Source organism: Pseudomonas sp. LB3P25 (assembly GCF_054897985.1).
The window spans coordinates 811,128-826,397 of the sequence record NZ_CM142711.1; the positions used below are offsets into that span (position 1 = coordinate 811,128).

Here is a 15,270-nt window from a genome sequence, read left to right on the forward strand (position 1 = left end):
AGGCTACAACCCGTAAGGAGCATTCATGCGTCATTACGAAATCATCTTTTTGGTCCACCCGGATCAAAGCGAGCAAGTCGGCGGCATGGTTGAGCGTTACACCAAGCTGATCGAAGAAGACGGCGGCAAAATCCACCGTCTGGAAGATTGGGGCCGTCGTCAACTGGCCTACGCAATCAACAATGTTCACAAGGCTCACTACGTGATGCTGAACGTTGAGTGCACTGGCAAGGCCCTGGCCGAGCTGGAAGACAACTTCCGCTACAACGATGCAGTGATCCGTAACCTGGTCATCCGTCGCGAAGAAGCCGTTACTGGCCAATCCGAGATGCTCAAGGCTGAAGAAAACCGCAGTGAGCGCCGTGAGCGTCGCGACCGTCCTGAGCACGAAGGCGCTGAAAGCGTTGACAGTGATGACAGCGACAACAGCGATAACGCTGACGAGTAATCCACGGACCTTTTGAGGAGCCTATTACATGGCACGTTTCTTCCGTCGTCGTAAATTCTGCCGCTTCACCGCTGAAGACGTGAAAGAGATCGATTACAAAGATCTCAACACTCTGAAAGCTTATGTATCCGAGACCGGCAAAATCGTTCCAAGCCGCATCACCGGTACCAAAGCACGTTATCAGCGTCAGCTGGCCACCGCTATCAAGCGCGCCCGCTTCCTGGCCCTGCTGGCCTACACCGACAGCCACGGCCGCTGAGACCGGGCAGTCGACACGTAGCAAAGGATTGAATGCATGCGCGCCTTAGCTGAGTTCATCATGCGCGGCCGTATGCAGGCCACTCTGGTAGTGGCCGGATGCGCAACATTGCCGTTGTTGTATTGGTTGGGTGCTGCCGCTGGATGCCTTGTGCTCTTGCGGCGCGGATTGAAGGACGCCGTTGGCGTACTTGCTCTGGGACTGCTGCCGGCGTTGATCTGGTGGTTTTACTCCGACGACCCACGGGCACTTCTGGTGCTGCTGGGGTCTTCGAGCCTTGCGTTGGTTTTGCGCGCAAGCGAGTCCTGGAACCGCGTGCTGCTGGTCAGCATAGCGATGGGAGTGGTGTTTTCAGTGGTGCTGGGGACGGCTTTTGGTCCTCAAATCGAGATGCTGGCGCAGGCTTTGATAAAAGTCATGCCGTCGCTACTCGGTGATGTCTACCAGAAGTTGTCGGTAGACGAGCAAGCGCATTTTGCGTCCCTGATTGCACCGGTCTTGACCGGCCTGATTGCGGCCTTGTTGCAAATCGTCAGTGTGCTGAGCCTGCTTGTCGGGCGCTACTGGCAGGCGTTGTTGTACAACCCGGGTGGTTTTGGTCGCGAGTTTCGCGCCGTCCGATTCCCGCTTTTGCCGGCGATGTTGCTGCTGGCGTGCATGCTTCTGGGGCCGAACATCGGTCCGCAGATGGCCATGTTGACGCCGTTGTGCAGCGTACCGCTGGTGTTCGCCGGGCTGGCCCTGATTCACGGGCTGGTGGCGCAAAAGCGACTGGCCAGATTCTGGCTGGTGGGGTTGTACGTCACGCTGTTGCTGTTCATGCAGCTGATCTATCCGTTGCTGGTGGTCTTGGCCATCGTCGACAGCCTGATTGATTTTCGCGGTCGTTCGACGCCGAAAGACGTCGATAGCGCGAACGGTGAAGGTTAAAAGTTAAGAGGATTTTCACATGCAACTGATCCTTCTGGAAAAAGTCACCAACCTGGGCAACCTGGGTGACAAAGTGAACGTTAAGGCTGGTTACGGTCGTAACTACCTGCTGCCTTACGGCAAAGCTACCGCTGCGACCGCTGCCAACCTGGCTGCGTTCGAAGAGCGTCGCGCTGAGCTGGAAAAAGCCGCAGCAGATCGTAAAACTTCGGCTGAAAGCCGCGCTGCCCAACTGGCTGAGCTGGAAGTGACTATCACTGCCACCGCTGGCGACGAAGGCAAGCTGTTCGGTTCGATCGGTACTCACGACATCGCTGATGCACTGACCGCCTCTGGCGTTGAAGTTGCAAAAAGCGAAGTTCGTCTGCCGAACGGCACTATCCGCAACGTAGGCGAATTCGACGTAGCCGTGCACCTGCACGCCGAAGTTGAAGCCACCGTACGCGTTGTCGTGGTAGCAGCTTAAGCAGCACTTGTCGGCTGGCACCCTCGGGTGCTTGCCGGTAACATCGGGCACGATCCTGTTTACAGGTCGTGCCCTTTGTCTTTCTGCAGTTCCTGATTTTCACAACTATTCAAGTGGCCATGAACGATATCTCCGCTCCCGAGCAATACGATCTGCAAACCGCTGCCCTGAAGGTGCCGCCGCATTCCATCGAGGCCGAACAGGCCGTGCTCGGTGGTTTGATGCTGGACAACAACGCCTGGGAACGCGTGCTGGATCAGGTTTCGGACGGCGATTTCTATCGACATGACCACCGCCTGATCTTCCGTGCGATCGCCAAGCTCGCCGACCAGAACTCGCCGATCGACGTCGTGACCCTTGCCGAGCAATTGGACAAGGAAGGTCAGACCTCGCAAGTCGGCGGCCTCGGATACCTTGGCGAACTGGCAAAAAACACGCCGTCCGTCGCCAACATCAAGGCTTATGCCCAGATCGTCCGCGCGCGGGCGACCTTGCGCCAACTGATCGGCATTGCCTCCGAGATTGCTGATAGCGCCTTCAACCCGGAAGGCCGCTCGGCTGAAGAGATTCTCGACGAAGCCGAACGCCAAATCTTCCAGATCGCCGAGGCCCGGCCAAAAACCGGCGGCCCGGTGAGCGTGAATGACCTGTTGACCAAGGCCATCGACCGCATCGACACCTTGTTCAACACCGACAACGCCATTACCGGCCTGTCCACCGGTTACACCGACCTCGACGGAATGACCAGTGGCCTGCAACCGTCTGACCTGATCATCGTCGCCGGCCGTCCATCCATGGGTAAAACCACCTTTGCGATGAACCTGGTGGAAAACGCCGTGCTGCGCAGCGATAAATGCGTATTGGTTTACTCGCTGGAGATGCCAGGCGAATCGCTGATCATGCGTATGTTGTCGTCCCTTGGCCGGATCGACCAGACCAAAGTCCGTGCCGGTCGCCTGGACGACGACGATTGGCCGCGCCTGACCTCGGCGGTCAACTTGCTCAACGATCGCAAGCTGTTCATCGACGATACGGCCGGTATCAGCCCGTCGGAAATGCGCGCGCGGACTCGGCGTCTGGTGCGTGAGCACGGCGATGTCGCCCTGATCATGATCGACTACCTGCAACTGATGCAGATTCCAGGTTCTGGCGGTGACAACCGGACCAACGAGATTTCCGAGATCTCCCGTTCCTTGAAGGCCCTCGCCAAGGAATTCAACTGCCCGGTGGTGGCGCTGTCCCAGCTCAACCGCTCCCTGGAGCAACGGCCGAACAAACGTCCGATCAACTCCGACCTCCGGGAATCCGGAGCGATCGAGCAGGATGCTGACGTGATCATGTTCGTGTACCGGGACGAGGTTTATCACCCGGAAACCGAGCACAAAGGCATCGCCGAAATTATCATCGGCAAGCAGCGGAACGGCCCGATCGGTACGTCACGACTGGCGTTCATCGGTAAGTACACCCGCTTCGAAAACCTGGCGCCGGGCAGCTACAACTTCGACGACGAGTAACCCTGTGGGAGCGAGCCTGCTCGCGAAAGCGGTGTGCCAGACAACATTAATGTCGACTGACACATCGCTTTCGCGAGCAGGCTCGCTCCCACATGGGTTGCGCGCAATTTCCGACCATAGCCGTCGGAATTGGTTATTTTTTGTGCTATATTCCGCGCCCGCGATTTTTCATCTCAACACCGGTCATCGTCATGCAAACAGCCAAGCCGTTATTTGACTATCCCAAGTACTGGGCCGAATGCTTCGGTCCAGCGCCATTCCTGCCGATGAGCAGGGAGGAGATGGATCAGCTTGGCTGGGATTCATGCGACATCATCATCGTCACCGGTGATGCGTACGTTGACCATCCGTCGTTCGGCATGGCAATCATCGGCCGGCTGCTGGAGTCGCAAGGCTTCCGCGTCGGGATCATTGCCCAGCCAAACTGGCAGTCCAAAGACGACTTCATGAAGCTCGGTGAGCCGAACCTGTTCTTCGGCGTCGCGGCCGGCAACATGGACTCGATGATCAACCGCTACACCGCCGACAAGAAAATCCGTTCCGATGACGCCTACACCCCCGGTGGCCTGGCGGGCAAACGTCCGGATCGCGCGAGCCTGGTTTACAGCCAGCGCTGCAAGGAAGCCTACAAGAACGTGCCGATCGTTCTCGGTGGCATCGAAGCTTCCCTGCGCCGCATCGCCCATTACGATTACTGGCAGGACCGGGTGCGCAACTCGATCCTGATCGACGCCTGCGCCGACATCCTGCTCTACGGCAACGCCGAACGTGCGATCGTCGAAGTCGCCCAGCGTCTGTCCTACGGTCACAAGATCGAAGACATCACCGACGTGCGCGGCACCGCGTTTATCCGTCGCGACACGCCGAAAGACTGGTACGAAGTCGATTCCACGCGCATTGACCGTCCGGGCAAGATCGACAAGATCATCAACCCGTACGTCAACACCCAGGACACCCAGGCCTGTGCCATCGAGCAGGAAAAGGGTCCGGCTGAAGACCCGAGCGAAGCCAAGGTCGTGCAGATCTTGGCGAGCCCGAAGATGACCCGCGACAAAACCGTGATTCGTCTGCCATCGGTTGAGAAAGTCCGCGGTGACGCGGTTCTTTATGCTCACGCCAACCGCGTGCTGCACCTGGAAACCAACCCAGGCAACGCCCGTGCACTGGTGCAGAAGCACGGCGAAGTCGATGTCTGGTTCAACCCGCCTCCGATTCCGATGACCACCGAAGAAATGGACTACGTGTTCGGCATGCCGTATGCGCGCATTCCGCACCCGGCGTACGGCAAGGAAAAGATCCCTGCCTACGACATGATCCGCTTCTCGGTGAACATCATGCGTGGCTGCTTCGGCGGCTGCACCTTCTGCTCGATCACCGAGCACGAAGGCCGGATCATTCAGAACCGTTCCGAAGAGTCGATCATTCGCGAAATCGAAGAGATCCGTGACAAGGTGCCAGGTTTCACCGGCGTCATTTCCGACCTCGGCGGCCCGACCGCGAACATGTACCGCATCGCCTGCAAGACCCCGGAAATCGAATCCGCGTGCCGCAAGCCGTCGTGCGTGTTCCCGGGCATTTGCCCGAACCTGAACACCGATCACTCGTCGCTGATTCAGCTGTACCGCAGCGCCCGTGCCTTGCCGGGTGTGAAGAAGATCCTGATTGCTTCCGGTTTGCGCTACGACCTCGCAGTCGAGTCGCCGGAGTACGTCAAAGAGCTGGTGACCCACCACGTCGGTGGTTACCTGAAGATCGCCCCGGAACACACTGAGGAAGGTCCGCTCAATCAGATGATGAAACCGGGCATCGGCAGCTATGACAAGTTCAAGCGCATGTTCGAGAAGTACTCCAAGGAAGCCGGGAAAGAGCAGTACCTGATTCCGTACTTCATCGCCGCTCACCCGGGCACCACCGACGAAGACATGATGAACCTGGCCCTGTGGCTCAAAGGCAACGGCTTCCGTGCCGACCAGGTGCAAGCGTTCTACCCGTCGCCGATGGCCACCGCTACCGCGATGTACCACTCGGGCAAGAACCCGCTGCGCAAAGTCACTTATAAGAGTGACGCCGTGACCATCGTCAAGAGCGAAGAGCAGCGTCGTCTGCACAAGGCGTTCCTGCGTTATCACGACCCGAAAGGCTGGCCGATGCTGCGTGAAGCGCTGACCCGCATGGGCCGCGCCGACCTGATCGGGCCGGGCAAGAACCAGTTGATCCCGCTGCATCAGCCAGCGACCGACAGCTACCAGAGTGCCCGTCGCAAGAACTCGACGCCGGCCGGTAGCCACAAAGTCGCGGGTGAGAAGACCACCAAGATCCTGACCCAACACACCGGCCTGCCACCGCGCGCCAGTGATGGCGGCAACCCGTGGGACAAGCGTGAACAGGCCAAGGCTGCGGCGTTCGCCCGCAACCAGCAGGCGGCCAAAGAGCGCAAGGACGCGGCCAAAGGCAAGGGGCCGAAGCCTGCGCGTAAGCCGGTTGTACCGCGCTAAACGCTGACCGCTGATAACAGAACGCCAACCTTCGGGTTGGCGTTTTTGTGTGCGGGAAGCAAGCGGACGTTTTCAGAGCCAGATAATTGGGTGTGGCTACTGGCCCTTTCGCGAGCAGGCTTGCTCCCACAGTGGAAGTGTGTTTTCCAGGGTGATTGCCATTCGCCGCAGATCCCCTGTGGGAGCGAGCCTGCTCGCGAAGAGGCCGGTACAGCCGATGCAAAATCTGGCAGAAGGCCCCGGCCGCAACATTTCCGTGCAACTCCCCCTAACCAATTTCCCGCATCGCCCGATTTTGGTGCTGTACTGCCTCAAGCAACCGGAGAAAGCGCCAGCGCTGCTGGATGGCATAAGTCTTGCGCGCTTTCGATAACGCTTAAGGCTCGCAGGAGGCACGCCGTGTCGATTCATGTCGCATTGCATCACGTCACGCATTACCGCTACGACCGCGCCGTCGAGCTCGGTCCGCAAATCGTTCGCCTGCGCCCGGCCGCCCACAGTCGCACGCGGATACTCTCCTACGCGCTGAAAGTCTCGCCCGAGCAGCACTTCATCAACTGGCAGCAAGACCCCCAGGGCAATTACCTGGCGCGGTTGGTGTTCCCGGAGAAAACCGATGAGCTACGGATCGAAGTTGATCTGCTGGCGGAGATGGCGGTCTTCAATCCGTTCGACTTCTTCCTTGAACCCTACGCGGAAAAGATTCCGTTCGCCTACGCCGCGGATGAGCGCAAGGAGCTGGCGCCGTACCTGGAAACCTTGCCCCTGACACCGAAGTTCAAGGCGTACCTGGATGGCATCGACCGCACGCCGCTGCCTAGCGTCGATTTCCTCGTCGCACTCAATCAGCGCCTGAGTGAAGACATCGGCTACCTGATCCGCATGGAGCCGGGCGTGCAAACGCCCGAACACACTCTGGAACATGCCTCCGGTTCCTGCCGCGACTCCGCATGGTTGCTGGTGCAACTGTTGCGCAACCTCGGTCTGGCGGCGCGTTTCGTCTCCGGTTACCTGATTCAACTGACTGCCGACGTCAAAAGCCTCGACGGCCCGTCGGGCACTGACGTGGACTTCACCGACCTGCACGCCTGGTGTGAGGTCTATTTGCCCGGTGCCGGCTGGATCGGCCTGGACGCGACGTCAGGGCTGTTTGCCGGTGAAGGACACATTCCGTTGGCCTGTAGCCCCGATCCGGGCTCTGCGGCACCGATCAGTGGCTTGGTTGAACCGTGCGAGTGCGAATTCACCCACGAAATGTCCGTGGAGCGGATTTGGGAAGCGCCACGGGTAACGAAGCCCTACACCGAAGACCAATGGCTGGCGATTCAGGCGTTGGGACGGCAGATCGATGCCGACCTGCTGGAGGGTGACGTACGCCTGACCATGGGCGGCGAACCGACGTTTGTTTCCATCGATGATCCGGACGGTGCCGAGTGGAATACTGCGGCACTGGGGCCAGACAAGCGGCGTCTGTCCGCCGAACTGTTCCAGCGCATGCGTAAGCACTATGCCCCCAAAGGCCTGGTGCATTTCGGTCAGGGCAAGTGGTACCCCGGCGAGCAATTGCCGCGCTGGTCGCTGAACTGCTACTGGCGCCGCGACAATGTGCCGATCTGGCACAACAGCGCGCTGATTGCCGATGAGCAGGAAGACTACGGGGCCAATGGCGAATTGGCCGGGCGTTTTCTGGCGAGTGTCGCCGAGCGCCTGAAAATTCCGACACGTTTTGTGTTTCCAGCCTACGAAGACAATTTCTATTACCTCTGGCGAGAAGGCACTTTGCCGCAGAACGTCAGCGCCGAAGACTCACGTCTTGAAGAACCGTTGGAGCGTGCACGCCTGCGCAAAGCCTTCAGCCAAGGCCTGGATAAGGTCATCGGTCAGATCCTGCCGCTGGCGCGTACCGCCAAGGGCGATCAATGGCAGAGCGGTCGCTGGTATCTGCGCGATGAGCATTGCCGACTGGTGCCGGGGGATTCGCCGTTGGGCTATCGCTTGCCGCTCGGCTCGCAGCCTTGGGTGAAAGCGGCGGAGTACCCGTTCATTCACCCTGTGGACCCGAATCAGGATTTCCCTGCACTGCCCGACACTGCACAACTTCAGAGCCAAGGCGAGCCTGCGGTTGCTGATGAACGCACGCCAAAGATCGACGAATCCGCCGACTGGCTGACCCGCACGGCGTTTTGCGCCGAAGCCCGGGAAGGCCGGCTGTACCTGTTCATGCCGCCGCTGGAGCGGGTCGAGGATTATCTGGAACTGGTCAGCGCCATCGAAGCGACCGCCGAGGAACTGCATTGCCCGGTGTTGCTGGAAGGCTATGAACCGCCGAGCGATCCGCGCCTGAGCAACTTCCGCATCACGCCCGATCCGGGTGTGATCGAGGTCAACGTGCAACCGTCTGCCACGTGGGACGAGCTGGTCGAACGCACCGAGTTTCTTTACGAAGAGGCTCGCCAGACCCGACTGACCACCGAGAAATTCATGATCGACGGCCGACACACCGGCACCGGCGGCGGTAACCATTTCGTACTGGGTGGCGCGACACCGGCTGACTCACCGTTTCTACGCCGTCCGGATTTGCTGCGCAGCCTGATCAGCTACTGGCATAACCACCCGTCCTTGTCCTACCTGTTTTCCGGATTGTTCATCGGCCCGACGTCTCAGGCGCCACGGGTTGATGAAGCGCGCAATGATGCGTTGTATGAACTGGAAATCGCCTTTGCCCAGATGCCTGAGCCGGGCGAGGAGTGCGCGCCGTGGCTGGTGGATCGGCTGCTGCGCAACCTGCTGATCGACGTGACCGGCAACACCCATCGTGCCGAGTTTTGCATCGACAAACTGTATTCACCGGACGGTGCTACCGGTCGCCTTGGATTGCTCGAACTGCGTGCATTTGAAATGCCGCCCCATGCGCGCATGAGCCTGGCTCAGCAGTTGTTGTTGCGAGCGCTGGTGGCTCGCTTCTGGCGCGAGCCTTATGCGACGCCGAAACTGGCTCGCTGGGGCACAGAGCTGCATGATCGGTTCTTGTTGCCGCACTTTATCGAGCAGGACTTCGCCGACGTCATCGTCGACCTTAATGCCGCCGGTTATCCCATGCGCGCCGAGTGGTTCGCGGCGCATCGGGAGTTCCGTTTTCCCAAGGTCGGCGATTACGCCGTCAGCGGGATAGAGCTGGAATTACGTCAAGCGCTGGAGCCCTGGCATGTGCTGGGCGAGGAGGGCGCAGTCGGCGGCACGGTGCGTTATGTGGATTCGTCGCTGGAACGCTTGCAGGTCAAACTCACGGGCCTGTCGCCGCAGCGTTATCTTCTGACCTGCAATGGCATCCCGGTGCCATTGCAACCCACCGGGCGGGTCGGCGAATTTGTGGCCGGCGTGCGTTTCCGCGCCTGGCAACCGGCCAACTGCCTGCAGCCGACCATCCCGGTCCACGCGCCGTTGGTGTTCGACCTGCTCGACACCTGGATGCAGCGCTCGCTGGGTGGTTGTCAGTACCACGTCGCCCATCCGGGCGGGCGCAACTACGACAGCTTGCCGGTGAACGCCAATGAGGCGGAGAGCCGGCGAATGGCGCGTTTCTTCCGCATCGGACACAGCCCTGGGAAACTTCCTATACCGAATGTGGAAGTGAACGACGAGCTGCCGATGACTCTCGATTTGCGACGTTTCTAAACCGTACGCGACGCTCGGATTTTTCGTATATCCGGGCGTCATGAGCCTGCGTTAGTCTGACCGTTCTTTGTTGTCTGCCGAGCTTTCCATGCCTGACCTGCTTGACCGCTACCCGCTGACGGCGGGCACTTATCATGAACTGCTCGACGACAGTGGCGCTGTGCGTCCGCACTGGCGGAGGTTGTTCGACCAATTGCAACGCAGCACGCCAACGCAATTGGTGCAGCGTCAGGCGCTGCTGACCCGGCAGATCCAGGAAAACGGCGTGACTTACAACGTCTACGCCGACCCCAAGGGTGCCGATCGGCCGTGGGAACTCGATCTGCTACCGCACGTGATTGCTGCTGATGAATGGCAGCAGTTATCGGCCGGGATCGCCCAGCGGGCACGCTTGCTCAATGCTGTGCTGGCAGATTTGTACGGCCCGCAACGGCTGATCGCTGAGGGGCTGCTGCCTGCTGAACTGGTTTTCGGCCACAACAACTTCCTCTGGCCCTGTCAGGGCATCACGCCGCCCGACGGGGCTTTTCTGCATCTGTACGCCGTGGATCTGGCCCGTACGCCCGACGGTCGCTGGTGGGTGACGGCGGACCGGACTCAAGCGCCATCAGGTGCTGGTTATGCGCTGGAAAACCGCACCATCGTGTCCCGGGCCTTTCCCGAGCTGTACCGCGATTTGAAAGTGCAGCATCTGGCCGGGTTCTTCCGCACGCTTCAGGAAACCCTGGCCCGTCAGGCGCCGAGTGATGACGAAGCGCCGCTGATCGTGCTGCTCACACCGGGACGTTTCAACGAAAGCTATTTCGAACATCTGTATCTGGCGCGCCAGCTCGGTTATCCGCTGGTGGAGGGCGGCGACCTGACCGTCCGGGATGCCACGGTTTACCTGAAAACCCTGAGCGGACTGCGCCGGGTCCACGCGATCATGCGGCGGCTCGACGATGACTTCTGCGATCCGCTGGAGCTGCGCACTGACTCGGCCCTTGGCGTGCCGGGATTGCTGGAAGCGGTACGCCAAGGGCGAGTGCTGGTGGCCAACGCCCTCGGCAGCGGTGTGCTGGAGTCGCCGGGATTGTTGGGCTTCCTGCCGAGGATCAATCAATTTCTATTCGGCGAAGAACTGATTCTGCCCTCCATCGCGACCTGGTGGTGCGGTGAAGCACCGGTGCTGGCTCAGGCCCTGGAAAAATTGCCGGAGTTGTTGATCAAACCGGCTTTCCCGTCACAGAGCTTCACGCCAGTATTTGGTCGCGATTTGAGTGAAAAACAGCGCCAGGCACTGGCCGAGCGCATGCAGGCCCGGCCTTACGCCTATGTCGCGCAAGAATTGGCTCAGCTCTCTCAAGCCCCGATCTGGCAGGCTGAAGAGGGTCATCTGCAACCTCGGGCTATTGGCATGCGCGTGTATGCAGTGGCCAGTCGTGAGGGCTATCGGGTTCTACCCGGCGGCCTTACCCGGGTTGCCGCCGAGGCTGACGCCGAAGTGGTGTCGATGCAGCGCGGTGGCGCGAGCAAAGACACATGGGTGTTGGGCGATCGCCCGCCGAGCGGTGAGCAATGGAAAACCCAGCGCACAATCGGCGTACACGATCTGGTGCGACGGGATCCGTATCTGCCTTCACGAGTGGTGGAAAATCTGTTCTGGTTCGGGCGTTACTGCGAGCGCTGCGATGACAGCGCGCGGCTGCTGCGGATCATGCTGGCGCGGTATGTCGATGGCGATGACCCGCAAGCCCTGGAGGCGGCGGTCGATCTGGGCGAACGGTTGATGTTGTTACCCGATGAAGGCGAGTTGCCGGAGCGTTTGCTGGCGGCATTGCTCGGCGATGACTGGTCGTTCAGTTTGCGCTCCAACCTGCAACGTTTGCAGTGGGCAGCCTCGCAGGTGCGCGGCAAGCTCTCGCGGGAAAACTGGCAAGCGCTGGTGGAGCTGCAGCGCGAGGCCATGGAGCTGGAAGCCGAAGAGCCTGATTTCGGCGAATTGCTGGATTTCCTCAACCGTCTGGTGATGTCCCTGGCGGCATTATCCGGTTTCGCCCTCGACGACATGACCCGGGACGAAGGCTGGCGCTTCCTGATGATCGGCCGCCGGATCGAACGCCTGCAATTTCTCAGCGCCAGCCTGGCGGCATTTCTGCGCGGTGCGGGTGCTTTCGATCAGGCCGGACTGGAATGGCTGCTGGAGCTGGGCAACAGCAGCATCACTTACCGTTCGCGGTATCTGGCGGTGGCGCAACTGATCCCGGTGCTTGACCTGTTGCTGCTCGACGAGCAGAACCCCCACGCCGTGCTGTTTCAGCTGAAACTGGTGACTCGTACCTTGAAGCGCTTGAATGACGACTTCGGCGTGCCTCGCGAAGCAGGGTTGCCGCAGTTGGTGGAACGCTTGGCGCAGTTCGATCTGGGATGCCTGGAGAACTCGCTGTTCGGCGAAGCCAGCGTTCGGGCGGCTATTGAGGGGCTGGCCGACCTGCTGCAAGAGATCGCCGACGCCAGCGGGCAAGTGTCGGATCGTCTGGCCTTGCGCCATTTCGCTCATGTCGATGACATCAGCCAGCGCACGGTGTCCGTCTGATGAGCGGCCATTACCAGATTCTTCACGACACCCATTATCACTACGACAGTCCAGTCTCTCTGGCCCAGCAGCTCGCGCACCTGTGGCCGCGGGCATGTGCCTGGCAACGCTGCACCGAGCAGCAATTGCAGATCAGTCCCGCCCCGACATCACGCCGGGACGAACTGGATGTGTTCGGCAATCCGCTGACCCGGTTGGCGTTCGAGCGGCCGCACGATGAATTGCTGGTCAATGCCCGGCTCACTGTTGAGGTGCTGCCCCGACCTGCGCTAGATTTCTATCAATCCCCCGCGTGGGAAGAAACCCGTAACGCGCTAACCTACAGCAGTCAGCCGCTTTCCCCCGGATTGCTGGAAGCGTGTCGTTACCGGTTCGAATCGCCTTACGTGCATTTGAAGCGCAACTTCGTCGAGTTTTCCGAAAGCTGCTTTCCACCGGGGCGGCCACTGTTGCTGGGTGTTCAGGCGCTGATGGAGAAGATTTTCAGCGAGTTCACCTTCGATGCCGAGGCGACCCAAGTGGCGACGCCGCTGGTGGAAGTGCTGGAGCGCCGGCGCGGTGTTTGTCAGGACTTCGCGCATCTCATGCTTGCTTGCGTGCGCTCCCGTGGGTTGGCGGCGCGGTACATCAGCGGCTACCTGCTGACCCAGCCACCGCCGGGCCAGCCGCGACTGATCGGCGCCGATGCGTCCCATGCCTGGGTTTCAGTGTTTTGTCCGGTGCTCGGTTGGGTCGATTTTGACCCGACCAACAACGTACAACCGGCACTCGAACACATAACCCTGGCCTGGGGCCGGGATTTCTCCGATGTTTCGCCGTTGCGTGGGGTGATTTTGGGAGGGGGTAATCATGACCCGGAAGTCCGCGTCACTGTGATGCCACTGGAGTGACCAGGATCCACTGTGGGAGCGAGCCTGCTCGCGAAAGCGATCTTTCAGCCACCAAGAAGTTGAATGTGCCAACGCTTGCGCGAGCAGGCTCGCTCCCACAGGGGATGCGCAATTAGTTTCTGGACTGGGGGGATTTTCAGATGGGACTGTGAGGGTCAGCAAAGTGACTGCTGACCCTGGACACAGATCCGGTGGGCCTGATCAGATCATCGGGCCCTGAGGGTCTCAGGCGTCGGGCGCCTGATCTTTCGGTGCTTCAACATCGTTATCGAAGGCCACTTCACCTTCTGCATCCGGGTTCAGTGCGGCGGCTTCTTCTTCAGCTGTAGCTTTCTTGCGCTGAAGCTTTTCCTCTTTCTTCTGCTCCTTGGCCAAGTCTCTCTGACGTTTGGCGAAGGAATAATTGGGTTTAGCCATGGGCGATCCTCTGGGGTCGAAGGTGAGGTTGAGCGGCGCGTATTCTGCCCTGTATCGATGCCCAGCCGTTAGCTGGGTTTTTGCTCGAGCCACTTTGGCACCACTGTCGGCTGCCAGGCGTCCAGTGCATCGAGCAGGGTTTGCGGCGATTCGCTCACTTGCAGCATGTCACGGTGCGGTTCGCGAACGAAGCCTTCGCCGACGATATGATCGAGAAAAGACGTCAATTTGCTGTAGAAACCGTTCACTTCCAGCAGCCCCAGCGGTTTGCCGTGGTAGCCGAGCTGGCCCCAGGTCCAGACTTCGAACAGTTCTTCCAGCGTGCCCAGGCCGCCGGGCAGGGCGATAAAGGCGTCACTGAGCTCGGCCATCCGCGCCTTGCGCGCATGCATGCCGTCGACCACTTCCAGGCGAGTCAGGCCGCTATGGCCGATTTCTTTGTCTTTGAGGCTTTGCGGGATGATCCCGATCACTTCACCGCCGGCCGCCAGCGCAGCATCGGCGACGACTCCCATCAGCCCGACGGCACCGCCGCCATAGACCAGGGTCAGCTTACGCTCGGCCAATGCTCGCCCCAGGGCGACAGCCGCTTCACGATAAGCCGGGTTGGTACCAGTGCTGGCACCGCAAAATACACAAACGGACGCTAAAGACATGCCTTACTCCATGGTCAGGATGGCCACAGAGTAAAGGCAGGCACGCTGCGTTCCAAGGTCTACACTTCGCGTTTAGGTGTTTCATAGGTACCGCTGGCGCCACAAGCGTAGGCGGCGAGCAAACTGCACAACAGGCTGTTGATGGACATGACTGACGCTCCAGATGAGTGATGACGGCTTGATGATAGGGCCGCCCTAGACGTCTGGCTGGTAGATTGTTTCGATAGGTGTCATAGCCCGAAAGTTGTATACAATTTGTGACTCAGGTCATAGGAACTTGCGAAGTTTTCAGGCAGTCTTCTGTCCATTCGCACTTTTGTTAACCCTGCCTTGGAGATTCACCATGTTTGCCAAACTTGTTGCGGTATCCCTGCTGACACTGGCCAGCAGCCAATTGATGGCTGCCGAGTGCAAAGTCACCGTTGACTCCACTGACCAGATGACTTTCGGCACGAAGGCCATTGAAATCGACAAGAGCTGCAAGACGTTCACCGTTGAGCTGACGCACTCCGGCAGCCTGCCGAAAACCGTCATGGGCCATAACTGGGTGCTGAGCAAAGAGGCTGACATGCAGCCGATCGCCACCGATGGTCTGAGTGCAGGTATCGAGAAGAACTACCTGAAAGAAGGTGACGCCCGCATCATTGCTCACACCAAAGTCATCGGCGCCAAGGAAACCGACTCGGTGACCTTCGACGTGTCGAAGCTCGATGCTGCAGAGAAATACGGTTTCTTCTGCTCGTTCCCAGGCCACATCTCGATGATGAAAGGCACTGTTACCCTGAAGTAAAATAGCGCTATGGCAACACTAAAAACGCCGCTGCGAGGCTATCACAGCGGCGTTTTTGCGTCTGGGATATTTATTTTGTGCTGAGGTGTGGGGCTAGCAATCTCACTCTGCACGTTCGGTCCATTGGTCGGGAATTCGCGATACCTGTTATTTCT

The 15,270-nt window shown here is 59.6% G+C and carries 12 protein-coding genes; 10 read left to right on the forward strand and 2 right to left on the reverse strand.

Annotated elements, in window-relative coordinates; translation table 11 throughout:
• Positions 1–25: 25 nt before the first annotated feature.
• From rpsF to ACYZTW_RS03625, 9 genes are all read left to right on the forward strand, one after another.
• A complete protein-coding gene (rpsF, locus tag ACYZTW_RS03585) occupies positions 26–448 on the forward strand; it encodes a 30S ribosomal protein S6 (protein ID WP_054595362.1) in 423 nt (140 codons plus the stop codon).
• 28 nt (positions 449–476) lie between these two features.
• A complete protein-coding gene (gene rpsR / locus ACYZTW_RS03590; protein WP_002551829.1) occupies positions 477–707 on the forward strand; it encodes a 30S ribosomal protein S18 in 231 nt (76 codons plus the stop codon).
• A 36-nt stretch (positions 708–743) separates the two neighbouring features.
• Positions 744–1,637 (forward strand): hypothetical protein, encoded by an 894-nt coding sequence (locus ACYZTW_RS03595; protein ID WP_462003759.1) that lies wholly within the window; start codon positions 744–746, stop codon positions 1,635–1,637.
• A 19-nt stretch (positions 1,638–1,656) separates the two neighbouring features.
• Positions 1,657–2,103 carry a 50S ribosomal protein L9 gene (gene rplI / locus ACYZTW_RS03600; RefSeq protein ID WP_003197251.1) on the forward strand — a complete coding sequence of 149 codons (447 nt, stop codon included), beginning with the start codon at positions 1,657–1,659 and terminating at the stop codon, positions 2,101–2,103.
• A 119-nt stretch (positions 2,104–2,222) separates the two neighbouring features.
• Positions 2,223–3,617 (forward strand): replicative DNA helicase, encoded by a 1,395-nt coding sequence (dnaB, locus tag ACYZTW_RS03605; protein WP_201115130.1) that lies wholly within the window; start codon positions 2,223–2,225, stop codon positions 3,615–3,617.
• 191 nt (positions 3,618–3,808) lie between these two features.
• Positions 3,809–6,112: a YgiQ family radical SAM protein gene (locus ACYZTW_RS03610; protein ID WP_462003760.1), complete on the forward strand. Its 2,304-nt coding sequence runs from the start codon at positions 3,809–3,811 to the stop codon at positions 6,110–6,112.
• A gap of 399 nt (positions 6,113–6,511) precedes the next feature.
• Positions 6,512–9,787 (forward strand): transglutaminase family protein, encoded by a 3,276-nt coding sequence (locus tag ACYZTW_RS03615; RefSeq protein ID WP_462003761.1) that lies wholly within the window; start codon positions 6,512–6,514, stop codon positions 9,785–9,787.
• An 88-nt stretch (positions 9,788–9,875) separates the two neighbouring features.
• Positions 9,876–12,362 carry a circularly permuted type 2 ATP-grasp protein gene (locus ACYZTW_RS03620; RefSeq protein WP_462003762.1) on the forward strand — a complete coding sequence of 829 codons (2,487 nt, stop codon included), beginning with the start codon at positions 9,876–9,878 and terminating at the stop codon, positions 12,360–12,362.
• A complete protein-coding gene (locus tag ACYZTW_RS03625; RefSeq protein ID WP_462003763.1) occupies positions 12,362–13,252 on the forward strand; it encodes a transglutaminase family protein in 891 nt (296 codons plus the stop codon). Before ACYZTW_RS03620 ends, ACYZTW_RS03625 begins: the two co-directional genes overlap by 1 nt.
• A gap of 225 nt (positions 13,253–13,477) precedes the next feature.
• Here ACYZTW_RS03625 and ACYZTW_RS03630 read toward each other — a convergent pair whose 3' ends face one another.
• Positions 13,478–13,669 carry a hypothetical protein gene (locus tag ACYZTW_RS03630; RefSeq protein ID WP_462003764.1) on the reverse strand — a complete coding sequence of 64 codons (192 nt, stop codon included), beginning with the start codon at positions 13,667–13,669 and terminating at the stop codon, positions 13,478–13,480.
• 68 nt (positions 13,670–13,737) lie between these two features.
• On the reverse strand, positions 13,738–14,325 hold the full coding sequence (locus tag ACYZTW_RS03635; RefSeq protein ID WP_462003765.1) for an LOG family protein: 588 nt from the start codon (positions 14,323–14,325) through the stop codon (positions 13,738–13,740).
• 343 nt (positions 14,326–14,668) lie between these two features.
• Between ACYZTW_RS03635 and azu the strand changes: the two genes are divergently transcribed.
• Entirely contained in the window at positions 14,669–15,115 is a 447-nt protein-coding gene (gene azu / locus ACYZTW_RS03640; protein ID WP_462003766.1) for an azurin, read from the forward strand.
• The last annotated feature ends 155 nt before the right edge of the window (positions 15,116–15,270 follow it).

Coding starts and splice junctions, on each gene's coding strand:
- ACYZTW_RS03595 (WP_462003759.1), top strand. CDS start 744: ATGCGCGCCTTAGCTGAGTTCATCATGCGCGGCCGTATGCAGGCCACT.
- ACYZTW_RS03635 (WP_462003765.1), bottom strand. CDS start 14,325: ATGTCTTTAGCGTCCGTTTGTGTATTTTGCGGTGCCAGCACTGGTACC.
- ACYZTW_RS03620 (WP_462003762.1), top strand. CDS start 9,876: ATGCCTGACCTGCTTGACCGCTACCCGCTGACGGCGGGCACTTATCAT.
- ACYZTW_RS03625 (WP_462003763.1), top strand. CDS start 12,362: ATGAGCGGCCATTACCAGATTCTTCACGACACCCATTATCACTACGAC.
- dnaB (WP_201115130.1), top strand. CDS start 2,223: ATGAACGATATCTCCGCTCCCGAGCAATACGATCTGCAAACCGCTGCC.
- ACYZTW_RS03630 (WP_462003764.1), bottom strand. CDS start 13,669: ATGGCTAAACCCAATTATTCCTTCGCCAAACGTCAGAGAGACTTGGCC.
- azu (WP_462003766.1), top strand. CDS start 14,669: ATGTTTGCCAAACTTGTTGCGGTATCCCTGCTGACACTGGCCAGCAGC.
- ACYZTW_RS03610 (WP_462003760.1), top strand. CDS start 3,809: ATGCAAACAGCCAAGCCGTTATTTGACTATCCCAAGTACTGGGCCGAA.
- rplI (WP_003197251.1), top strand. CDS start 1,657: ATGCAACTGATCCTTCTGGAAAAAGTCACCAACCTGGGCAACCTGGGT.
- rpsF (WP_054595362.1), top strand. CDS start 26: ATGCGTCATTACGAAATCATCTTTTTGGTCCACCCGGATCAAAGCGAG.
- rpsR (WP_002551829.1), top strand. CDS start 477: ATGGCACGTTTCTTCCGTCGTCGTAAATTCTGCCGCTTCACCGCTGAA.